General features: G+C 56.2%; 19 protein-coding genes. 9 read left to right on the top strand and 10 right to left on the bottom strand.

The genetic code is table 11. From position 1 onward, the window contains the following. Positions 1-51: 51 nt before the first annotated feature. The 3 genes from V7680_RS10950 to V7680_RS10940 form a co-directional block, all read right to left on the bottom strand. The gene (locus V7680_RS10950; RefSeq protein ID WP_335653308.1) at positions 52-927 is read right to left on the bottom strand and encodes a F0F1 ATP synthase subunit gamma; all 876 of its coding nucleotides are present in this window, start codon (positions 925-927) and stop codon (positions 52-54) included. 111 nt (positions 928-1,038) lie between these two features. Further along, a complete protein-coding gene (gene atpA, locus V7680_RS10945) occupies positions 1,039-2,568 on the bottom strand; it encodes a F0F1 ATP synthase subunit alpha (protein WP_335653307.1) in 1,530 nt (509 codons plus the stop codon). 12 nt (positions 2,569-2,580) lie between these two features. Next, on the bottom strand, positions 2,581-3,135 hold the full coding sequence (locus V7680_RS10940) for a F0F1 ATP synthase subunit delta (RefSeq protein ID WP_335653306.1): 555 nt from the start codon (positions 3,133-3,135) through the stop codon (positions 2,581-2,583). A 287-nt stretch (positions 3,136-3,422) separates the two neighbouring features. On the opposite strand from V7680_RS10940, the gene V7680_RS10935 reads away from it, so the two are divergent. Both V7680_RS10935 and ada read left to right on the top strand, forming a co-directional pair. After that, complete coding sequence (locus V7680_RS10935) at positions 3,423-3,896, top strand: DUF1203 domain-containing protein (RefSeq protein WP_335653305.1); 474 nt, start codon at positions 3,423-3,425, stop codon at positions 3,894-3,896. A gap of 38 nt (positions 3,897-3,934) precedes the next feature. Next, positions 3,935-4,930: a bifunctional DNA-binding transcriptional regulator/O6-methylguanine-DNA methyltransferase Ada gene (ada, locus tag V7680_RS10930; protein WP_335653310.1), complete on the top strand. Its 996-nt coding sequence runs from the start codon at positions 3,935-3,937 to the stop codon at positions 4,928-4,930. Here ada and V7680_RS10925 read toward each other — a convergent pair. Then, positions 4,882-5,091 (bottom strand): hypothetical protein, encoded by a 210-nt coding sequence (locus tag V7680_RS10925; protein WP_335653304.1) that lies wholly within the window; start codon positions 5,089-5,091, stop codon positions 4,882-4,884. The genes ada and V7680_RS10925 overlap by 49 nt on opposite strands. Before the next feature lie 238 nt (positions 5,092-5,329). Here V7680_RS10925 and V7680_RS10920 point away from each other — a divergent pair, with 238 nt between their 5' ends. Beyond that, positions 5,330-7,684 carry a putative bifunctional diguanylate cyclase/phosphodiesterase gene (locus tag V7680_RS10920; protein WP_335653303.1) on the top strand — a complete coding sequence of 785 codons (2,355 nt, stop codon included), beginning with the start codon at positions 5,330-5,332 and terminating at the stop codon, positions 7,682-7,684. Between the two features lie 57 nt (positions 7,685-7,741). Here V7680_RS10920 and V7680_RS10915 read toward each other — a convergent pair whose 3' ends face one another. Both V7680_RS10915 and V7680_RS10910 read right to left on the bottom strand, forming a co-directional pair. Beyond that, entirely contained in the window at positions 7,742-9,286 is a 1,545-nt protein-coding gene (locus V7680_RS10915; protein WP_335653302.1) for a trypsin-like peptidase domain-containing protein, read from the bottom strand. Between the two features lie 90 nt (positions 9,287-9,376). Next, complete coding sequence (locus V7680_RS10910; protein WP_335653309.1) at positions 9,377-11,542, bottom strand: primosomal protein N'; 2,166 nt, start codon at positions 11,540-11,542, stop codon at positions 9,377-9,379. 65 nt (positions 11,543-11,607) lie between these two features. Here V7680_RS10910 and V7680_RS10905 point away from each other — a divergent pair, with 65 nt between their 5' ends. Continuing rightward, a complete protein-coding gene (locus V7680_RS10905; protein ID WP_335653301.1) occupies positions 11,608-12,288 on the top strand; it encodes a DUF4197 domain-containing protein in 681 nt (226 codons plus the stop codon). Between the two features lie 162 nt (positions 12,289-12,450). After that, complete coding sequence (fsa, locus tag V7680_RS10900) at positions 12,451-13,104, top strand: fructose-6-phosphate aldolase (protein ID WP_335653300.1); 654 nt, start codon at positions 12,451-12,453, stop codon at positions 13,102-13,104. Positions 13,105-13,234: 130 nt separating this feature from the next. Here fsa and V7680_RS10895 read toward each other — a convergent pair whose 3' ends face one another. Beyond that, the gene (locus V7680_RS10895; protein WP_335653299.1) at positions 13,235-14,368 is read right to left on the bottom strand and encodes a penicillin-binding protein activator; all 1,134 of its coding nucleotides are present in this window, start codon (positions 14,366-14,368) and stop codon (positions 13,235-13,237) included. A gap of 60 nt (positions 14,369-14,428) precedes the next feature. Between V7680_RS10895 and rsmI the strand changes: the two genes are divergently transcribed. The 4 genes from rsmI (at position 14,429) to V7680_RS10875 (ending at position 17,642) form a co-directional block, all read left to right on the top strand. After that, the gene (gene rsmI, locus V7680_RS10890; protein ID WP_335653298.1) at positions 14,429-15,268 is read left to right on the top strand and encodes a 16S rRNA (cytidine(1402)-2'-O)-methyltransferase; all 840 of its coding nucleotides are present in this window, start codon (positions 14,429-14,431) and stop codon (positions 15,266-15,268) included. Between the two features lie 234 nt (positions 15,269-15,502). Beyond that, the gene (locus V7680_RS10885) at positions 15,503-15,856 is read left to right on the top strand and encodes a YraN family protein (protein WP_335653297.1); all 354 of its coding nucleotides are present in this window, start codon (positions 15,503-15,505) and stop codon (positions 15,854-15,856) included. A 205-nt stretch (positions 15,857-16,061) separates the two neighbouring features. Continuing rightward, positions 16,062-17,018, top strand: a complete 957-nt coding sequence (gene gshB, locus V7680_RS10880; protein ID WP_335653296.1) for a glutathione synthase — start codon at positions 16,062-16,064, stop codon at positions 17,016-17,018. 21 nt (positions 17,019-17,039) lie between these two features. Continuing rightward, on the top strand, positions 17,040-17,642 hold the full coding sequence (locus V7680_RS10875; RefSeq protein ID WP_335653295.1) for a DedA family protein: 603 nt from the start codon (positions 17,040-17,042) through the stop codon (positions 17,640-17,642). A 103-nt stretch (positions 17,643-17,745) separates the two neighbouring features. On the opposite strand, the gene V7680_RS10870 is transcribed toward V7680_RS10875, so the two are convergent. The 3 genes from V7680_RS10870 to V7680_RS10860 all read right to left on the bottom strand — a co-directional run. Beyond that, complete coding sequence (locus V7680_RS10870) at positions 17,746-18,942, bottom strand: GGDEF domain-containing protein (RefSeq protein WP_335653294.1); 1,197 nt, start codon at positions 18,940-18,942, stop codon at positions 17,746-17,748. 315 nt (positions 18,943-19,257) lie between these two features. Further along, positions 19,258-20,454, bottom strand: coding sequence for a GGDEF domain-containing protein (locus V7680_RS10865; protein ID WP_335653293.1), 1,197 nt, complete (start codon positions 20,452-20,454; stop codon positions 19,258-19,260). A gap of 129 nt (positions 20,455-20,583) precedes the next feature. Continuing rightward, positions 20,584-21,455 (bottom strand): tyrosine recombinase XerC (locus tag V7680_RS10860; protein ID WP_335653292.1); only part of this gene is annotated, 872 nt, incomplete at its 5' end.

Below are 21,455 nucleotides of genomic sequence, written 5' to 3'. Positions count from 1 at the left end.
CGGCCTACATTTTTGGTTTTTGCCATTTTTACGTTTCCTTGCGTACGTGCTTTAGAGCGCTTCAGCGCCAGCGATAATTTCAATCAATTCGGTGGTAATCGCGGCCTGACGGCTGCGGTTATAGACGATGGTAAGGTTATCGATCAGATCGCCGGCATTGCGGGTCGCATTGTCCATGGCGGTCATCGAAGCACCTTGTTCCGACGCGTTATTTTCCAGCAATGCGCCGAAAATCTGGGTGGTCAGATTGCGTGGAAGCAGAGCCGCGAGAATTTCTTCCTCGTCTGGCTCATAGTCCACAGCGCCAGCGGATTCCGCGATGGCGCCATCCAGAACAGCAATCGGGATGATCTGCTGAACCGTGGGTTCCTGAACCAAAGCGGATTTGAACTTGCCGTAGAACAGGTGGGCGACGTCAAACTTGCCCTCTTCGACCAGCGCGGTCAGGTCCGCAGCAATTGCCTTGGCTTCTTCATAGCCCGGTGCTTTGACAATCGACGTGTCGAAATGCTTCAGAATCTGGCCAGGGTAAAAGCGCTTGATGATAGGAATGCCCTTGCGGCCAACCATGTAGAACAGCACTTTGTGACCTTCGGCGAGCAGCTTTTCGGCCTTGAGCCGCGCTTCCTTGACGATATTGGCATTGAACGCTCCGCACAGGCCACGGTCCGATGTGGCAACGACCAGAAGATGGGTGTCGAGCTTGCCGGTGCCGGCCAAAAGTTTCGACGAATTTTCGTCAATCGAAACCTTGGAGGCGAGGCTCGCCATCACTTTTTCCATCTGGCTGGCGTAGGGACGCGCAGCTTCCGCAGCCATTTGCGCCCGGCGCAGCTTCGCCGCTGCGACCATCTTCTTGGCCTTGGTGATCTTCTGGGTCGACTTAACCGACGCGATCCGATCTTTCAGTTCTTTAAGACTGGCCATGTTTTCCTGTCTTACTCCATTGTGCCGTTAGTGGTGAGCCTGTCGAACTCCATCTCTGGTCGATAAGCGCCCTTCGACTAGCTCAGGGCTAACGGTGTTTATCCAATTGCCTTATGCGAATGTTTTGCCAAATGCTGCCAGTGCCGCTTCGAGAGCTGCCTTGGTGTCATCTGCCAAGTCACCGCTTTCACGGATCGTTTTCAAAATATCAGCATGTTCGGTGCGCATATGAGCCAGCATCGCTGCTTCATAACGCACAACATCGGTCGCTGCGACTTTATCGAGATGCCCGTTGGTACCGGCATAGATCGACGCGGTCTGCTCTTCGAAAGGCAGCGGCGAAAATTGCGGTTGCTTGAGCAGCTGGGTGAGACGTTCACCACGAGCCAGCAATTTCTGCGTCGACGCATCGAGATCGGAACCGAACTGGGCAAAAGCCGCCATTTCGCGATATTGCGCGAGATCGAGCTTAATCGAACCCGAAACCTTTTTCATCGCCTTCGTCTGTGCGGCAGAACCAACACGGGAAACCGAGAGACCCACGTTAATAGCAGGACGGATGCCCTGGTTAAACAGGTCGGTTTCGAGGAAGATCTGGCCGTCGGTGATCGAAATCACGTTGGTTGGAATGTATGCCGAAACGTCACCAGCCTGGGTTTCGATGATCGGCAATGCGGTCAAAGAACCGGAGCCATTGGCTTCGTTCATTTTCGCAGCACGTTCAAGCAAGCGACTGTGAAGATAGAAAACGTCACCAGGATAAGCTTCACGTCCTGGAGGACGACGCAAAAGCAGGGACATCTGGCGATAAGCCACAGCCTGCTTGGAGAGATCGTCATAAACGATACAGGCGTGCATGCCGTTATCGCGGAAATATTCGCCCATCGTCACACCGGTGTAAGGTGCAAGATACTGAAGAGGCGCAGGCTCGGAAGCGGTTGCAGCAACCACGATCGAATATTCCATCGCGCCATTTTCTTCGAGGCTTTTTACAATCTGTGCAACGGTCGAGCGCTTCTGGCCGATGGCAACATAGATGCAGTAGAGCTTCTTGCTTTCGTCGTCGCCGGCGTTGACTGTCTTCTGGTTGATGAACGTGTCGATTGCGACAGCGGTCTTACCGGTTTGACGGTCACCAATGATCAATTCGCGCTGGCCACGGCCAACAGGAACGAGAGCGTCGAGTGCCTTCAGGCCGGTTTGAACGGGTTCGTGAACCGATTTACGCGGGATAATGCCCGGCGCCTTGACTTCAACGCGGCTACGCTGGGTGGTCTTGATCGGGCCCTTGCCGTCAATAGGGTTGCCGAGACCGTCGACCACGCGACCAAGCAATTCCTTGCCGATCGGAACGTCAACAATCGTGCCGGTCCGTTTGACGACGTCGCCTTCTTTGATTTCAGCGTCAGAGCCGAAGATCACGACGCCGACATTGTCAGCTTCGAGGTTCAGCGCCATGCCCTGAATACCGTTGGAGAATTCGACCATCTCACCGGCCTGGACCTGATCGAGGCCGTGGATACGGGCGATACCATCACCGACGGCGAGCACGGTTCCAACTTCGGAAACCTGGGCTTCATTGCCAAAATTGGCGATCTGGTCCTTGATGACCTTTGAAATTTCTGCGGCGCGAATATCCATGTGTATCTTCCTTTAGCCCTTCATGGCCTGCGATAGGGTGTTCAAACGGGTTTTAATCGAGCTGTCGATCATCTGGCTGCCGATTTTCACGACGAGCCCGCCCAATATGGACGGATCAACTGCGGTGGAAACGCTAACATCGCTTCCCACACGTTTCTTGAGCTGCGCCTTGAGCGCATCAATCTGCTTGTCATCCAGAGGATGAGCCGAGGTGACTTCAGCGCTGATCTCGCCGCGATGGCTGGAGGCCAAAGTGGTGAAGGCGCGAATCACAGCCGGAATTTTGTCGAGACGGCGATTGGCCGCAAGCACGCCGAGCACATTGGTCGACAACTTGTCCAGGCCGAGGTTCTTGGCGATAGCGCCGATCGCCTTGCCGGCATCTTCGCGGGAGAGGACCGGGCTGTTCGTCAGCGCCCTGAGGTCACTCGATTCGGCCAAGGCTGCGCTCAATGTCGCAAGACTGGCCTGCACCGTGTCGATGCTCTTATTTTCTTCTGCAAGCGCGAACAAAGCCGTGGCGTAACGCCCCGCTAAACTCGCTCTAATGCCGCTGGAATGATCCACGCGTTTGCTTCTCCCTGACCGTAAACACGGTCTGAAAACCGTTGATGAAATGGTCCGCTTAATGGCCGGAAATCCTGCGATTCCGCCCACGGATGCGCGGCGTCTAGCAACCATTTTGCTGCGATGCAAGATGGCTTTGGGAATCATTTTCTCCGAAAGCCGAACCAGCAGTTTTTTGCGGCTTTCAATTGTCCCGTGGATATATTTGCTTTGAACGCAAGATACGGGAAGCCGTACGGGCATGGCTGATTTAAATTCGTTGCAACAACCAGAATCGGAGATTGCATATGACCTATCAAATCACCGGATTGAGCCCCGAACTAGCCAAATCCTTCGAGGGCGCAACCACAGAACAGCTCTCGGCCCTGGGTGCGGTGCAGATGACAGCGACCAGCAAACCCGGCTTTCCCTGTCGCATATCTCTGGAAGATGCAGAAGTGGGTGAAGAGCTGATCCTGTTCCACCACACGTCCCATGATGTCGATTCTCCCTATCGCAGCTCTTACGCAATATTTGCGAAAACCGGGCTGGTAGAAGCTGCGCAATTTACCGATGCCGTGCCACCGGTTTTCGAAGGTCGAACATTGGGGATGCGCGCTTTCGGCATAGATGCGATGTTGAAAACCGCCCGCCTGGCGCTACCCGGAGACGCGGACAGTTCAATCCGCCAGCTATTTGAACTGGACGAGGTTGCCTATATAGATGTGCATAACGCAGCCCACGGATGTTTCGTCGCGCGGGTGGAGAGGTTTGAATCGTGACCCAGAAGTCAGTGGATAATCGACAGGCATGGGCTGCAATGCAGGCTCGCGACCGCAGCTTTGACGGAAAATTCGTCACCGGCGTCCTGAGCACGGGCATCTACTGCCGCCCCTCTTGCGCCGCACGGCACCCTAAACGCGAAAATGTACGTTTCTTCGCGAAGGCCGAACAGGCAGAGGCAGCAGGTCTGCGCGCCTGCCTTCGGTGTCTACCGAATGACGTGGCGCGCGATGATGCAGCGGTAAAGGCAGTCATTGACGCGATCCGGATGGCCGAGACCGCTCCGACGCTTAGCGAGCTGGGTCAGATGACCGGCTACTCGCCAACTCACCTCCAGCGGATTTTCAAACGCGATACCGGATTGTCGCCCGCCGCCTATGCGAGGGCTTTGCGGACGGAACGGGTGAAGGATGCGCTAGACAGCGGCGCATCGGTCACCGAAGCGATCTACGACGCCGGCTATGGGTCGGCTTCACGGTTTTACGAGGAACAGGCAATGAACCGGAACATGGGGATGAAGCCAAGCGCCTGGAAAAATGGCGGGGCAGGGGTCACGGTATATTGGGCCCGTGTCGAAACCTCGCTTGGAAATATGATGGTCGCAGCAACCGACAAGGGGGTCTGCTGCCTGTCGTTCAATGAGGGCGAGGATGAATTGCGCGGTCGTTTCCCGAAAGCCGATTTGCGCGCTGGCGATGAAGCCTTCGCCAAGTTGCTCGCGCAAGTGATTGCTCAAGTCGAAACGCCGGGCCGCCCGCATAACATCCCGCTTGATGTCCGGGGCACTGTCTTTCAGGAGGCGGTGTGGCAGGAACTGCGCAAAATTCCCGAAGGAGAAACCCGCAGCTACGCCGATATCGCCGCGGCGATCGGCAAGCCGAAAGCGGTTCGCGCCGTGGGCAGTGCCAATGGCGCCAATAATGTTGCAGTGCTGATCCCCTGCCACCGCGTAGTGCGGAGTGACGGGACCATGGGAGGCTATGCCTATGGGCTGGAGATAAAGGCGCGGTTGTTGGAAAAGGAAGTAAAATGAACCAGAAAATAAAAGATTTCGGCGATCTTCACGTCCCGGGCGACAGTCATCAGACATTCTGTGTGGCTGAATGACGGCGACGGTGTCAATGTACGGTTGATGAAGACCGCTTTCAGGCCGTTATAGTCAGGAGCCTGCAGGCTTTCATTGGCTTCGGTCATCCGATTTCCCTTAATCATCTATCTCATAGCTAACACATCGTTATCCATTTGGTTGCTTTGTTCACCGTCCGAGGCGGATATGGTGACATTTCGAGGCGGGCTTGAGAGCAGAAATGGCAACGAGAATGATCTATTCTTTGCCTATTCTTTGGTCACATCGTGTTTCACATAGAAAAATGGGCAAAAACAACGGATTGTAAACTTTTGAACGCTACTCCCCCAAAATGGAATGGGGAGAATGATGGAAGCTCGGAATAATCTCCGCTACCTGGACCAGTCAGAACGGGATCTGGTAACCAGAAAGCAGCTTACCGAACATAGCAAGATTGTGCGTTCCGCCGTGATCGCAAATCTGGTGAATGCTGTGATCATATTGACGTTGTTTTCCAAAGACGTTTCCGCCTCGGCGCTTGTCCTGTGGTGCACGGTATTTGTCTTTGCGACGGGTGATAGGCTCCGGCTGAGAAATATATCGAATGATCCGGGATTGTCGCCCGGCGAAATGTTGAAAACGAAGCGGAATATCACCCGTAATGCCGTAATCTTTGCCCATGTATGGGGTGTCGGGGTCGCTTATCTGATACCGATTTCCAGTCCTTCGGAACTTATATTGCTGGCCGTGATCGGCGCGGGAAAAATGAGCGCCGGCGTCATGTCCTATCGACATTTACCAGAAGCGTCCAAGGCGTGGACGATAATCATCGCCATATGTCTTTCAATCGGCCTGCTATTCATGGGCGGCACAGAAAGCTATCTGGCGATTTGCTTGCTTGCGACATTTGCGATGATCCTGCTTCTGGCGGGCAAGCAAAATTTTGGGAGCTTTGCAGACGAGATATTTGCTCAACACGAACTGTCGGAAGCGGCCGAAACCGTGAAGCTGCTGTTGAACGATTTTGAAGAACAATCATCCAACTGGCTTTTCTCGGTCGATAGTGGAGGATATCTGTTGGATGTCTGTGACCGTTTTGCAGAAGCCGCTCATTGCTCTGCAGAGGATTTGAACGAGTCTCTCCTGGTCTCGCTGCTGGACGAGGAAGAAGATCGGCGGATGCTGACCAACTATATCGCTCAAGGCGTGTCCTTTCCTGCCATCATGGTTTCTGTAACCATCAATGACGATAAGCATTGGTGGAAGATTAGTGGTCGCGCCACGAAGGGAGGTGCGGAACAACTCGGGGTCGCGATGAGAGGGGTCATCTCCGATATTACCGCGCAGAAGTCCGCCGAAGAGAAAGTCCGTTACATGGCCCATTTTGACGGCTTGACGGATCTTCCGAACCGGAGGTTTTTTTCCGAAGCGTTGAACCGGGCCATTCACCGCGCTCAGCCCGATGACAAGATTGCATTGCTGCTGTTTGATCTCGATCATTTCAAAGCGATAAATGACACATTGGGACATCCGATCGGCGACAAGTTTTTGACAATGGTTTCCAGGAGACTGGAAAATGTCTCCAAGTCAAATGATACGCTGGCCCGAATAGGTGGTGATGAGTTCGCTCTGCTCCTCAGCGGGGAGCGGGCGGAATTTGCCGAAGATATCGCGAACCTGATCGTGCACGCTGCCGGCAAACCGTTCTTGATCGACGACCATAATGTTGTCAGCAGCGCCAGCGTCGGTCTTGCGCAATGGACACAAGACATCACCGAGCCGGACATGTTAGTAAAATATGCCGATCTCGCGCTATATTCGGCGAAAGGCGCTGGACGCAATCGCGTTGCCATTTTCGAAAAGGAAATGGATGTTGCCGCTGAGGAACGCCGAAATCTGGAACTGGATTTGCGAGCATCGTTCGCCGAACAAGAAATGCGATTGCATTATCAACCCTTGATCGATCTGAAAACGCTCAAGCAGACCGGTTTCGAAGCACTTTTGCGTTGGGAACATCCGGAACGCGGTTTCGTGATGCCCAATGAATTCATCTCGGTCGCTGAAGAAACAGGAATGATCGTTCAGCTTGGTGAATGGGTTATTCGCAAGGCTTTGGAAGATGCTGCGCAATGGGATGAAGCGCTGAGCGTGGCGGTTAACCTGTCTCCATCCCAGATGCGAAGCGCAAACCTCATTCCGACAATCGTCAATGCGCTTGCACAAACGGGTATAGCTCCGCAGCGACTGGAACTGGAAATTACCGAAAGCATTCTGATGCAGGACAGCGACGTCAATATACGCACGTTGCACAGCCTCCGGAAACTCGGCGTTCGCATATCGCTGGATGATTTCGGGACCGGTTACAGCTCGCTCAACTATTTGCGGAGTTTCCCCTTCGACAAGATCAAAATTGACCGCTGCTTTGTCAACGAGATTGATTCCCGTGATGATTGCAGAGCCATCATAAAATCGGTGATCAGCCTCGCCAAGAATCTGGGTATGACGACGACGGCCGAGGGCGTTGAGCGGCAGGAACAGGTCGATGACTTGCGCGCCCTTGGCTGTGACCAGGTGCAGGGATATCTATATGGCAAGGCGGAGGCCTTGGATAATTGCACGGATTTGCGTCCGGCCGAAAAATGGGTTCCCCTCGTCGGATCCGTATCGCTGCCCGTGGCCGCAAATCGGGTCAGTGCTGCTTCCAGGCGAAAGAGCGCCTAGGGAAGATCACAAGTGAAGTCCGGAACCTTTTCCAGCTGACATATATCCCCGACCTCTTTAATTTGTGCCGAGTTTGCACTCGTAAACCAGTCGCTCATTTGCCTGTCCCGGCAATTCCGCTCTGATGGCCTTCACCATATCTTCTATATCAGCCAGCGCTTTGTCGTCGGTCGTGCAGGTCCTGTTGCCATATTTGGCGCGGATCTCACGCGCCTTGGTCATTGCATCCAGCCCCATCAGATAGCGTTCCTCTGTGAACTCGCTACGATCCGGCTGGAAGCTGCTGATAGTGATTGTCTGCTCTTGGTTGGGAACAAATATCCGGGACCATTTGGCACCGTCGCGGCCATATTGGGTGCGGCCGTTGACACAGCCGCCATCTGCCCAGTCGAGTGGCATTTCATCTTGCTGCGACACGGTAATCCTGCTGCGCTGAGGGTTGATCGTGCATTGATATTTGCCAGAAGTAGCGATCTTTGCTTGTTGCGGGACGTTCTGGGCTTCAGTTTCCTTCAAGCTGGCCGCAACACGATCATCAATTTCGCTGAAATCGGGGCGGGACAGGAAAGTGAAGACCGCGGTGAGCAACAGTATTGCTGCACCACCCGCTGCCCCGATCGCCGGGTTGCGTTTGCCCTGTACCATCAGAACGCCGGCGCCGCCGGCTGCGAGCAGTGACAGCACCAATATCAGCGCGGCTATCGCCATCCGGTTTTCGCGTGCGGCGATGATGTCCTGGGATATGCCGGTGCGTAATTTTGTTTCCGCCCGTTGACGCTTCTCGGCTTCGGCGTCCTTCGCCGCGTCTACTTGAGCGCGGGCTGCGAGCTCGCGCTGTTGCTCTTCCAGACTGATTTCCGCTGCCGAACGGCAAGGCGTCGCTGTGGAGGCCACTTTGACACCAGCTTTGCGCAGAAAGCTGAGGATTTCGCGCGCCGAGACGGCGAAGCCGAATTCGGCGTCATTGCCGTTGCTTATCGAACCGAAGCTGTTTGCGCCCAGCACCCGGCCGCAATTGTCGATCAATGGCCCGCCGCTATTGCCAGATGCGATTGGCGCTGTGTGCAAAATTGTATCGAATTGCTTGGTCGTCCGTCCGCCGGAAACCGTGCCGGTGGTTTTGACCGGTGACATCGGGTTGACCAGATCATCGAGATCCAGCCCTTGCGCCCGGTCGACAGAGCCGGGATAGCCGACGGCGACGACATCCGCGCCATCGCCTACTTGGCCACCGAAAATCGTCATCGGCGGCAAACGGCCACCGTCTAGAACCTGAATTAGCGCGAGATCATTGCTTGGAGAATAAGCGATGATCTTGCCGCCGTAGCTGGTTCCACCCTGCGAGGGGATGATGCCGATGACCACAGAGCTTTCCTGACGTGCAATCTCGACGACATGGGCGTTGGTGACGATCTTGTCCGGAGCGACCACGAACCCGCTGCCGTGGCCGACAAAGGCGACCTTGTCGCCATCCTTGGCCGCGAGCACGACCCGGACAACCGAACGGCTGGCAGCGCTGATATCGGCCGGATCGGCCTGGGCAGGGCCGGTGAGCATAGTGGTAAGGGCGATCGAGACGAGCAGGATGAGTTTTTTGATCATGGATCGGCCCATGCGTCAATTTGACAGGATTTTCAAAGGAGTTTTTGTGTTTGGTAAGCCCTTCCCCTGAAAGAGAAGGGCCTTTGAGAATTAGACAAAGCTATAGGGATCGACATCGACCCCGACCCTGACGGCTCGGGGCCATTCCAGCTTTTCCAGCCATTCACGCATGATGTGCTGCAGGTCGACCGAACGCAGGGCGTGGACCAGCAGCCGGTGCCGGTGGCGACCGCGGAGCATTGCCAGCGGCGCAGGAGCAGGGCCGTATACCGAAAAGCCATCAACCTTTGGCGCGGTCTGGCCGATCAGGCGGGCGGTTTCCATGGCTTCCTTATTGTCCTCGGAGGAGACGATGATCGCTGCCCAGCGCGCGAATGGTGGTGCCAGCGCCTGACGACGGGCTTCGATTTCGGCGGCGTAAAAGCCTTCGCGATCATTCTTGATCAGCGCCTGGATCACTGGCGCGTTGGGCATCCTGGTCTGGACATAGACCCGGCCCGGCTTCTCGGCCCGTCCGGCGCGACCGGCGACCTGGGCAATCTGCTGAAAACTGCGTTCGGCGGCGCGCAGATCGCCGCCTTCCAGCCCGATATCCGCGTCGACAACGCCGACCAGAGTCAGATTGGGAAAGTGATAGCCTTTGGTCACCAGCTGGGTGCCGACGACAATGTCGATCGCTCCGGCTTCCATCTGGCTGACGAAATCGGCTGCGCGCTGGGGAGACCATATCGTGTCCGAAGTCACGATCGCCGTGCGGGCCTGCGGGAACAGCATTTTGACCTCGTCGCAAATCCGTTCGACCCCGGGGCCGCAGGCGACAAGACTGTCTTCGTCGCCGCATTCGGGGCATTTTTCCGGGATCGGCATGACATGGCCGCAATGATGACAGGCGAGGCGGCGGGTCAGCCGGTGCTCGACCATCCATGCGGTGCAATTGGGGCAGTCGATCCGGTGGCCGCAGGTCCGGCACAGGGTCAGTGGCGCAAAACCGCGCCGGTTAAGGAACAGCAGCGACTGCTCGCCGCGCTCGAGATTCTCCTCCAGCGCGTGGACCAGCGTTGGTGCGAGCCAACTTCCGCGTGGCGGTACATCCTCGGTCAAATCCAGCGCCTCGATATCCGGCATGGTCGCCCCGCCAAAACGCGCGGGCAGTTCGAGCAGTTCATAATTGCCTTGTTCGACCTGATGCTGACTTTCTATTGCCGGCGTGGCGGAGGCGAGAATGACGGGAATTTTCTCGTGCAATCCGCGCATGACCGCGACGTCGCGGGCGTGATAGCGCACGCCGTCTTCCTGTTTGAAGCTTGTCTCGTGCGCTTCGTCGACGATGATCAGTCCCAGTCTGGCATAGGGCAGGAACAGGGCCGAACGCGCGCCGACAATCACCTTGGCGTTGCCGTCGGCCAGGGCTCTCCAGTTTCTCTTGCGTTCCGACTGTTTCATGCCGCTGTGCCAGGCGAGCGGTTCTGCCCCGAAGCGCGCATAGAACCGGTTGAGAAATGGTTCTGTCAGCGCGATTTCGGGGAGCAGCACCAGCACTTGCTTGTCCTGACGCAACGCCTCGGCAATCGCTTCGAAATAGACTTCGGTCTTGCCCGATCCGGTAACCCCGTCGAGCAGGAAAGGCTTGAACTGCGATGCTCGCACCGCATCGATCAATATTTGGCTGACATTTTTCTGATCGTCGCTGAGATCGACGGTATCGAAATCGGGCAAAGGTTTGGCGGAGATGGCAAATGGTGACACATCCTCCCGATCAAACACCCCGAGCTTTTCCAGTCCCCGGATCACCGCGATAGATACACCGGCCTTATTGGCCAGTTCGCTGATCGTGCCTTGTTCCCCGATCAGCTTTTGCAGCGCCTGGTTGCGCTGCGGTGTCATCCGGTCGGGAACCGAGCCGTTCAGACGATATTCGCTGATCGGGCGATTGTCGGCAAAGGCTGCTCCGCTCGAAAGCACCATCCGCAACACCGAAGCTGGCGAAGCGAAATAATAAGCGGCGGTCCACTCGATCAGTCGCCGCAATGGCGCGCGTAGCGGCGGTACATCACGCACCTCCAGCAGCGGCCGCAATTTCTTCGGGTCAATTTCCTCGACCGGAAAGCTATCGGGTTCCCACACGACCCCGGGCATTTTGCGTGGACCCAGCGGCGCCATCACGATCGAACCCGGCTCTACCTGCATGCCTTCCGGTACCCGGTAATCGAGCGGCCCCAGGGCGGCGTTAAGCAGGAGTACACGAACGCGATTCATATTCATGCTATAGGCAGGGAAACATCATCCGTCATTCCTGCTTTGGCGAAATTTGGAGACACTTAATGAACTATCATCGCAGATCGGTTCTGGGCATGGGCGCAGCTGCCGGATTGCTGGCGCTGCCCGGCTGTTCCAGCTTGCCGGGCCTCAGCCTGACCGAGGCAGTCAAACGACTATTGACGCTGTCCTCGCAAAACGCTTTTGCCGAGTTGCTCCAGCCCAACGGCTTTTTTGACAGCCAGATTGCCCGGATCGCGGTGCCGGAGTCGCTGGGCGGGTCGCGGGTTACCAATATTGCCACCGCCTTGCTGCGGTCCAAGCCGATACAGGATCGCTTGCTCCTTCAGGTCAACCGTGCGGCGGAAACCGGCGCTGACCTGGCCGCCCCGATTGTGGCGGAAACCATCCGCAATATGAGCATCTCCGACGCTTTGGCGATCATCAATGGCGGACCGCGCGCTGCCACCAGCCTGCTGCAAGGTCAACTCGGCAATACACTGGTGGACCGGATGTTGCCCGGTATCGGCAATGGTCTGAGACTGTTCGACAACGAGATTATCAATCTGGTGCTGTCACAGGCCACCAATGTCGATTTTTCCAGCATCAGCCGCGACGTGACCAATAAGGTCAATGACGCCATCTATCGTTCTATCGGCGCGCAGGAAGCATCGATCCGCGCCAATCCGCGGGCGACCAATGATCCTTTATTGATTGCGGTACTGGGCGCTGGAAAAGCCTTTTGAGGGATAGGGATATCGAGTTCTTGCTCAATTTATCCAGCAATCTTCCCCCAATCTATCCACAGCTTTCTGCCATAAAGGACGGTGCGGCAGTTTCGCGTTTCGGGGAAAGCAGATAGGCAATAAGCAACAGCCGCCTTTTTCCTAATTCCTGGAGCCAGACCGATGAAATTCTTCGTAGACACAGCCGATACCGCGGAAATCGCCGACCTTGCCGCGACCGGCATGGTAGACGGAGTGACCACCAACCCGTCGCTGATCAAGAAATCCGGTCGCGATATCATGGAAGTCACAAAGGAAATTTGCGGCCTGACCGATGGACCGGTTTCCGCCGAAGTCATCGCACTCGATCACGAGACGATGATGAAAGAAGCGGAAATGCTGCGCAAGATCGCCGACAATGTCTGCATCAAGGTGCCATTGACGATTGACGGGCTGAAAACCTGCAAAGCGCTGACCAGCGAAGGCACGATGGTCAATGTGACGCTCTGTTTTTCCGCCAATCAAGCGCTGCTCGCAGCCAAGGCCGGCGCAAGCTTCATCTCGCCGTTCGTCGGACGCCATGATGATAATGGCCTCGACGGCATGATGTTGATCGAAGACATCCGGTTGATCTACGACAATTATGCCTTCGACACCGAAATCCTCGTCGCATCGATCCGCCATCCGATCCACGTACTCGAATCCGCGCGCATCGGTGCCGATGTCGGAACGATGCCCCCCAACGTCATCCGCAACCTGTTCAAACATGTGCTGACCGACAAGGGAATCGAAGGCTTTCTTAAAGATTGGGCAGAGACCGGTCAGAATATCGGCTGAGTTTATCCGCAATTAATTCGTCATCCTGAACTTGTTTCAGGACCCCTTAAGTTAGCGCGCAGCCGTTGGAGGTCCTGAAACAAGTTCAGGATGACGAGATTTCATTAACAGTCGGTAAGAAAGCGGTTCTTCAAAAACCCTTCGGGGCCGGATCGACTACGGCAAAGCTGCCGCTGCGGATTTCCTGAACTTCCAGAGCACGTTCCGAAACGCCATCGGCCTTGAACCGGAATACGCCGTCGAGGCCGATGAAACCGCCCTTGTCGGTGAGCTTGTTGATCGGGAAGGGTGATCCGACTTTCCAGTCGCGCGCAACTTTGACCGTCAGCAATACCGAATCATAGCCGAGGCTCGACAGCCGGAATGGCGCCTTGCCATAGCGGGCGCGATATTTGTCTGCATATTGCTTGTACAGGCTATCCGAAACGCTGGCGAACCAGGCACCGCGCATGGATGGAGCACCGGCCAGATTGCTGCTGGTATTCCACAGGTCGGTGCCAAGGATTCTCGCCGTGCTGCTGGCATTCTTGCGAATATAGGGCGCTGCCTTGATCGCCATGTCGCCATTGTCGGCGAGCAGCACCGCTTCGAAATCACCATTGTCGGCGAGTTTCTTGGTAGCTGCCTCGATCGATTTTGAATCGCGATTGAACGTCTGGATCGAAACGACGGTGCCGCCGACATCCTTTACCCGGCGCAGCAAGGTTGACGAAGCGCGCTGTCCGTAAACGCCGTTGGGCACCAGGGCGGCAAAGCGGGTCATACCCTTTGACTTTGCATAGTCTACAACACGGGTGATCGACTGCGAGGGTATATGGCCCAATATATAGACATTGTTACCAGCGGCGCCGGTATCATTGGAGAAGCTGAGAATCGGAACGCCAGCCGGCCGCGCAATATTGGCGGTCGCCACGACATTGTCGCTGAGCAAGGGGCCGATGATCAGCTTGTTGCCGTCGCGGATCGCGCTTTGGGCTGCTGCGGTCACACCTTTGGCAGTGTCATAGCTGGTCATGCGGATATTCTCCGCCTTGGTATCGAGCAGTGCCATGGTCGTCGCATTGGCGAGCGACTGGCCGATTCCGGCATTTTTACCGGACAGCGGCACCAGCAAGGCAATGCGATGATGTTTCTGGTCATCGGGCAAGCCAGATGTCACCGGCGCCGGTGTCGGGGTGGCAACCGGTGGCGGTTCTGCACCGCGCGGGACCATCGTTTCACAACCGGCGAGAAAGACAAATGCGGATACGCCCGCCCACTTCAAAAAGCGGCGCCTTCTCGTTTGATCTTGTCCTTGATACACCTTGTCTGCCATGACCGTCATATGTCTGCTCCTGCCCAATCCGGTCTCTATATCGTTGCCACCCCGATCGGCAACCTTGGAGATTTGTCGCGCCGCGCCGAGGAAACCCTTGCCGCCGCCGATATCATATTAGTCGAAGATACAAGAGTTACCGCTAAGTTACTGAATCACATTGGTAAGAAGTCGAAGATGATGGTCTATAATGACCATAAGTCGGCTGCCGATCGCGAAGCCATTTTGGACGCAGTGAGATGTAAAATTGTCGCACTGGTCAGCGATGCGGGGACACCCTTGATCTCCGACCCCGGCTACAAGCTGGTCCGCGATGCGCAGGCGGCTGGCCTCTACGTCACGACAATTCCCGGTCCGAGTGCCGCTATCGCTGCTTTGACCTTGTCCGGTCTGCCCAGCGACCGCTTTCTTTTCGAAGGATTTCTGCCTAGCAAAACCAAGGCGCGGAGTGAATCGATCGCGGCGTTGAAGACGCTGAACGCCAGTCTGATCTTTTATGAAAACGGTTCCCGGCTGGGTGCGATGCTGGCCGACTCGTTGGCTGTGCTTGGCGATCGCAAGGCGGCGGTCGTACGCGAAATCACCAAGAGATTTGAAGAAGCGGTGCCCGGCACTCTCAGCGAGCTTGCCGAACGCTATGGCGCGGAAAAGCCGAAAGGCGAAATCGTCGTGATCATCGGCCCGCCGGGCGCGCCGGAAGCGGCGAGCCAGCAGGAAGTGGAGGCCGCGCTGCGCGAGGCACTGGTTCGGCTACCGGCATCGAAAGCGGCGGGCGAGGTCGCGCGTATATTCAACACCGACCGCAAAGCGCTCTACGAACTGACCAACCGCTGGAAGTCGGAAAAATGAGCGCCTGTCGATCCCGCACCGTTCGCCCCGAGCCTGTCGAAGGGCTTCTATCGGACATGCGGTGTATCGAGGATCGAAGTGCTTCGACAAGCTCAGCACGAACGGTATATCAAAAATGAACGCTTACGGCCCCCACACCGTTCGTCCTGAGCCTGTCGAAGGACCTCTCTCGGATCTACGGTGCGTCAACGGGGAAAATGCTTCGATTGGCTCAGCACGAACCGCAGTCCTACAATGAAACGCGAGGCCGCCGAGAAACGCGGCCGTCAGGCCGAAAAGACCGCGGCCCGCTTTCTGCGTCTGAAGGGATGGCGGATATTGGGCGAACGGGTGCGGACCCCGCGTGGTGAGGTCGATCTGGTTGCCAAACGCGGCGGTCTGGTCGCTTTTGTCGAGGTGAAAGCGCGGACGAAGCTGGAAGATCTGGAACAGGCGATCGACCTGAAACGGCTCCAGCGCGTCGCCGATGCGGTGGAAATACTCTATCCGCAATATTGCACCAATGGGGAAGACGCCCGCATCGACGTGATATTGGTTGCGCCGAGGCGCCTGCCTGTTCACTTGCCCAATGTGTGGCACGGGTTCTGACGCGCCACCCACGGAGGGCGGATCGAACTTTCTCTTTCTCCCGATAAACAAAAAGGCCCTTCGACAAGCCGGGGACGAATGGTTAGAAACGCATCTCCCCCGTTCGTCTCGAGCGAAGTCGAGAGACGCTTGCCGCAATGCCAATGTGTCTCGACTAGGCTCGACACGAACGGTAAGCGGGTTCGAAAATGTCTAAGGAATGCAAATGACCCTGAAAATCGCCGTACAGATGGACCCGATGGAGAGCGTGAACATTGCGGGAGACAGCAGCTTTGCGCTAATGCTCTCCGCCCAGAAGCGCGGTCACCAGATATTCCATTATGACGTAAAGGGCCTGACCCTCCACGCCAACGGCCGTCTGACCACGCCCGCTCATCCGGTCACGGTGCAGCCGGTAAAAGGCGATCACTTCACCTTCGGCGATCCGGTAAAGCTGGACCTCGGTAGCGATGTTGATGTCGTGCTGATGCGTCAGGATCCGCCGTTCCACGTCGGCTATATCACCGCGACCCATTTGCTCGAGCGGATCGAAGGCGAGACTCTGGTGGTCAACAACCCGGTCTCCGTCCGCAACGCGCCGGAGAAAGTCTATGTGCTCGACTATGCGCAGTTCATGCCGCCGACCCTGATCACCCGCGACCTCGACGAAGTCCGCGCCTTCCAGAAGGAACATGGCGGCATCGTCGTCAAGCCGCTGCACGGCAATGGCGGCAAGGCGATTTTCCTGGTGCCGGAAGATGGTAGCAATCTGAGTGCCTTGTTCGAGGTGTTTAACCAGACTTGGCCGGAACCGCATATGGTTCAGCCGTTCCTCCCCGAAGTGCATCAGGGCGACAAACGCATCGTGCTGATCGACGGCGAAGTCGCCGGCGCGATCAACCGCAAGCCGGGCGAAGGCGAATTCCGCAGCAACCTTGCGCAAGGCGGCTATGCCGAAGCGGCGGAACTGACCGAGCGCGAAAAGGAAATCTGCGCGGCGATGGGGCCGGATCTGAAGCGTCTCGGCCTGATCTTCGTCGGCATCGATGTGATCGGCGGCAAATGGCTGACCGAGATCAACGTGACCTCGCCAACCGGAATCGTCGCGATCGACAATTTTAACGGTACCGATACTTCTGGCATGATCTGGGATGCGATCGAGCGTCGGCTTGCAGCTCAATAACCTCGCACCAGGCCGCGCAATATGAGCAGCTGGGTAACAGATTTGATCGAGCAGGGCGGCTACTGGGCAATCGCATTGCTCATGGCGCTGGAAAATATCTTTCCGCCAATCCCGTCCGAGCTGATCATGGGGCTGGGCGGTGTCGGCGTGGGGCAGGGGACATTCCACCCGGTCGCGCTGGTGCTGGTCGGGACGATCGGATCGCTGGCCGGCAATTATTTCTGGTTCATGGTCGGTCGCCACTGGAACGAGGATGATCTGCGCGCTTTCGTCCGCAAGCACGGCCGCTGGCTGACGCTCGACGTCGAGGCGGTAAACAAGATCGACCGGATTTTCGACGAACGCGGCCAATGGGTGGTGTTCTTCGCCCGCTTCATTCCCAATATCCGCACAATGATCTCGGTGCCGGCCGGCCTGTTCGGCATGTCGCACAAACGATTCATCCTCGCCACCAGCGCCGGGGCAGCTGTCTGGAACAGCGCTTTGGTCTACGCGGGCTACGAGCTGCAGCAGAATGTCGATCATATCGAGGATTATCTGGGACCGGTTTCGCTGGGTGTGATCGGCTCGATATTGGTGGTCTATATCTGGCGGATTATTTTCTGGCGCCCTCGGCAGGGTTGACGGGGAGAATGATTTTCTCCCGTAAAATAGCTGACTAAGACCAGCGGGCTTCGGCGACGGCCATTGAAACAGCCTAAAGCTTCAAAATCGTCTCGATTGTGTATCAAGCAGCCAGTTCGACCTGGTTGCGACCGGAGATCTTGGCCCGATACATAGCTTTATCGGCTCGAGCGATACCGTCGGCCAGATCCTCTTGATGATTCCAGATCGCGATGCCAAAAGAGCCGGTAACGCTCAGCCCATCAGCCCAGTTAGGATCGGCTTGGGCGGCAATCCGGACACGCAGGCGTTCCGATACGGACGCTGCGGCCTCGATCGGGCATCCCACCAGAGCGATGATAAACTCCTCGCCTCCCCATCGCGCCGTCGCTTCGTCGCAGCGTGCGGACAGGTCATCCGGTCTTGTAACGCTATCGATAATTTCCGCAGTGGAAACCAGCACCGCATCACCGGATTCGTGACCAAAATTATCGTTTATCGATTTGAAATGATCCAGATCGACCAGGATGAGAGAAATCTCCGCTTCTGGCTGTTCCTGGCGAAGATCCGACAATTTTAACTGGAATGCGCGACGGTTAAGCAGGCCGGTCAGGCTGTCATGTCTGGCGAGATAATCGGACTGTTGCAGGGCATCTTCCAGGTGGAGAGCAAGCCGTTCATTTTGCAGCTCGTTGACAAGCGCTGACCGGACTTGTTTCGATTGCTCTTTCGTAATCCAGATCAAGGTTGGTGATAGAACCAGAGTGACAACCAACGGAACCGGTCCGAGGACATCATAGAAATACAAGGTTTGTGGAAATAAGGTCACGAAAAAACCTGTGACCGCGGCAACGCTAATGCTCCAGACAGCTGTAGTCAGCATTGCGGAAATTGTGATTGTGACGATCAAGGTTATAAAAATGAGCAGCGGCCCGAGCCCGGTCCCCAGATTTGCCACGACCGGCAGCATCATAAGCCCCCAGACAGCTCCAGTCAGTCCTTTCAGAAAAACAAATGTCGGAACCAGAATATGGTCGGGTTGATGGGCGTCGAGCTTCTGCTGTACCATCTTGTTGACCATTGCGACGACAACTTGAACGGCAACCTGAACCGCGATCAAGGCCCACATCAGTTTTTCATTGCCGATACCCATGACCCCAAAGCCCATCAGCGCCGCTGCGATCAACATTGCCATCTGACTGGAAGTGCCGATCGAAAGAACCCGACGCAGCAAAATGCCATGGATTACGCTCTCGTCAATATCATCGAAATTCAGAGGGTTGGCCTTTTCCTTGAATTCTGCTGGCGCGGTCATTTTCATAATTTGGCTCTGATTTGGAAAATCTCGTCAAGATACTAAACGGCAGAAAGTCGGCGGGCTTAACGTGATAATACAAATGACCTGTTAACATGAACATCGGGAATTGTTGCCGGTTGCCGAATGAGCGTATTAGTGATCCTCGGGAGATGCGCGCCGCAATAAATATACTGCAAATAAGCAGTGCCTCCCGTCATTTGGCCCTGCATCGCGCTCAGGCTCGCTTGGTCCAAGCATTTCCGAAAACTCCGGAAATCAGCGCTGGTCTCGCATCTTCATTGAGACAGCTTTGCGCTTCCATTTCGTCTCAAATGTCGATCAAGCGGCCAGTTCAATCTGGTTGCGTCCCGAGATCTTCGCTCGATACATAGCCTTGTCCGCTCGAGCGATACCGTCGGCCAGATCCTCATGATGATCCCATATCGCGATGCCGAAAGAACCGGTGACGCTCAGACCGGCAGGCCATTGCGGATTGGTTTGGGCGGCGATCCGGACACGCAGGCGTTCCGACACTGACGCAGCTGCCTCGATCGTGCAACCAACCAGGGCGATGATAAATTCCTCGCCGCCCCAACGCGCCGTCGCTTCGTCGCAGCGCGCGGACAAGTCATCCGGTCTCGTGATGCTATTGATAATATCCGCGGTGGAAACCAGCACCGCATCACCGGTATCGTGACCAAAATTGTCGTTTATCGCTTTGAAATGATCCAGATCGACCAGGATAAGACAAATTGCCGCTTGCGGCTGTTCTTGACGAAGTTCCGTCAGTTTCAACTGGAATGCCCGACGATTTAGCAGGCCGGTCAGACTGTCATGTCTGGCAAGATATTCAGAATGTTGGAGGGATTCTTCGAGGAAGAGAGCAAGCCGCTCATTTTCCAACTCGTTAACAAGCGCGGCTTTGACTTGCTTCGATTGCGCATTCGTCATCCAGAATAATGTCGGCGGCAGAACCAGAGTTGCGACCAGCGGAAGCGGTCCGAGGACATAATAGAAATACAAGGTCTGCGGAAATAGGGTCACGAAGAAACCCGCGACCACAGCAATGCTTAGGATCCGCACGGCTGCAGGCATCATTGCTGCTATTGTGATGGTAACGATCAATGTGATGCATACGAACAGCGGCCCAAGCCCGTGTCCCAGAACCTCGGCGACCGGCAGCATCATCAGCCCCCAGACGGCTCCAGCGAGTAATTCTAGGCAAACAAATATTGTGAACAGAAAACGGTCGGGTTGATGCGCATCCAGCTTGCTTCGCAACATGCTACTGACCATCGCGATGACACATTGCATGACACATTGGACGGCGATCAGGGTCCACATCAGTTTTTCAGTGCCGAGGCCAATGACCGCAAAACCCATCAGCGCCGCTCCGAATAACATCGGGATCTGTCCGGAAATACCAACTGAAAGCACCCGGCTCAGCAAGATACTTTGGATTTTGCTCTGATCAATTTCAGGCAAATCCAGTGGCGCGGCATCTGTCCTGAATACTGTCGGCGCGGTCATTTTCATAATTTAGCTCTGATTTGGAAAATCTCGTCAAGATAACTAACGGCAAAAAACCGTTGCGCTTAACGTGTCAATGCAGAGGCGACGGCGACATGATCGTTCTGGATTTTTGTTTGTGGTCGTAGACGCGTCTTATCCGGCCCGCGGATGCGCATTCTGATAAACGTCGAGCAAATGCGCCGCGTCGACTGCCGTATAGACCTGCGTTGAACTCAGGCTTGCGTGACCCAGCAATTCCTGCAGGCTCCGCAAATCCGCGCCACCGGCCAGCAAATGCGTCGCAAAGCTGTGGCGCAGGGCGTGAGGCGTGGTTGTGTCGGCGATACCGAGCTTGGTCCGTGCCTGCTGGACAACACGCCGGATCATGTTGGGCGACAGTGGACCGCCGCGCTTGCCGCGGAACAGCGGCGAGCCGCCGATATTGTCATTCTTGCAGCGGGCAAAATCCTGAACAATCGGGTAAGGACAAAGGTCGATATAATGTTCGATTGCTTCGCGCACTTTGGGAAGCAAAGGCACGATCCGCACCTTGCTGCGCTTGCCGGTGACCCGCAACGTGTCGGTCAGGGGCAGGGAGTCTCCGGTCAGGTCGAGCGCCTCGCTGATCCGCAGGCCAGAGCCATAGAGCAGCAGCAACACCGCCCAGTCGCGTGCACCGATCCAGTCTTCGTTTGCGCTGTCCTGTGCGTCTCCAGCCAATGCCAATATGTCATCGGGCGAGACCGGACGCGGTACCCCGCGCTTGACCTTGGGTCCCTTGATCTTCGGGATTTGCGCTTCATCCCCGCCGACATGTTTCAGGAACGCCCGCAAGGCCGACAATTCCCGCGCGGCGCTATTGTTGGTCAGCCCGTCTCCACGCCGATATGCGAGATAGGAGCGGATATCCGCTTGAGTCAGCGCCTTGATCTGCTCCGCTCCGACGCCGCGGCCGATGTGGTCCATCAGAAACGCACAAAAACGTTCGGCGGTTATAACATAAGCCCGCACCGTATGCTGCGACC

The organism is Parasphingorhabdus sp., assembly GCF_036963705.1.
Taxonomy (GTDB): Bacteria; Pseudomonadota; Alphaproteobacteria; order Sphingomonadales; family Sphingomonadaceae; genus Parasphingorhabdus.
This window is presented reverse-complemented; position numbering and strand designations above follow the sequence as displayed.

Bases quoted from the DNA above. Each gene is read 5' to 3' on its own strand.
- V7680_RS10950 (WP_335653308.1), bottom strand. From the start codon at position 927: ATGGCCAGTCTTAAAGAACTGAAAGATCGGATCGCGTCGGTTAAGTCG.
- atpA (WP_335653307.1), bottom strand. From the start codon at position 2,568: ATGGATATTCGCGCCGCAGAAATTTCAAAGGTCATCAAGGACCAGATC.
- V7680_RS10935 (WP_335653305.1), top strand. From the start codon at position 3,423: ATGACCTATCAAATCACCGGATTGAGCCCCGAACTAGCCAAATCCTTC.
- ada (WP_335653310.1), top strand. From the start codon at position 3,935: ATGCAGGCTCGCGACCGCAGCTTTGACGGAAAATTCGTCACCGGCGTC.
- V7680_RS10925 (WP_335653304.1), bottom strand. From the start codon at position 5,091: ATGACCGAAGCCAATGAAAGCCTGCAGGCTCCTGACTATAACGGCCTG.
- V7680_RS10920 (WP_335653303.1), top strand. From the start codon at position 5,330: ATGATGGAAGCTCGGAATAATCTCCGCTACCTGGACCAGTCAGAACGG.
- V7680_RS10915 (WP_335653302.1), bottom strand. From the start codon at position 9,286: ATGATCAAAAAACTCATCCTGCTCGTCTCGATCGCCCTTACCACTATG.
- V7680_RS10910 (WP_335653309.1), bottom strand. From the start codon at position 11,542: ATGAATCGCGTTCGTGTACTCCTGCTTAACGCCGCCCTGGGGCCGCTC.
- V7680_RS10905 (WP_335653301.1), top strand. From the start codon at position 11,608: ATGAACTATCATCGCAGATCGGTTCTGGGCATGGGCGCAGCTGCCGGA.
- fsa (WP_335653300.1), top strand. From the start codon at position 12,451: ATGAAATTCTTCGTAGACACAGCCGATACCGCGGAAATCGCCGACCTT.
- rsmI (WP_335653298.1), top strand. From the start codon at position 14,429: ATGTCTGCTCCTGCCCAATCCGGTCTCTATATCGTTGCCACCCCGATC.
- V7680_RS10885 (WP_335653297.1), top strand. From the start codon at position 15,503: ATGAAACGCGAGGCCGCCGAGAAACGCGGCCGTCAGGCCGAAAAGACC.
- gshB (WP_335653296.1), top strand. From the start codon at position 16,062: ATGACCCTGAAAATCGCCGTACAGATGGACCCGATGGAGAGCGTGAAC.
- V7680_RS10875 (WP_335653295.1), top strand. From the start codon at position 17,040: ATGAGCAGCTGGGTAACAGATTTGATCGAGCAGGGCGGCTACTGGGCA.
- V7680_RS10870 (WP_335653294.1), bottom strand. From the start codon at position 18,942: ATGAAAATGACCGCGCCAGCAGAATTCAAGGAAAAGGCCAACCCTCTG.
- V7680_RS10865 (WP_335653293.1), bottom strand. From the start codon at position 20,454: ATGAAAATGACCGCGCCGACAGTATTCAGGACAGATGCCGCGCCACTG.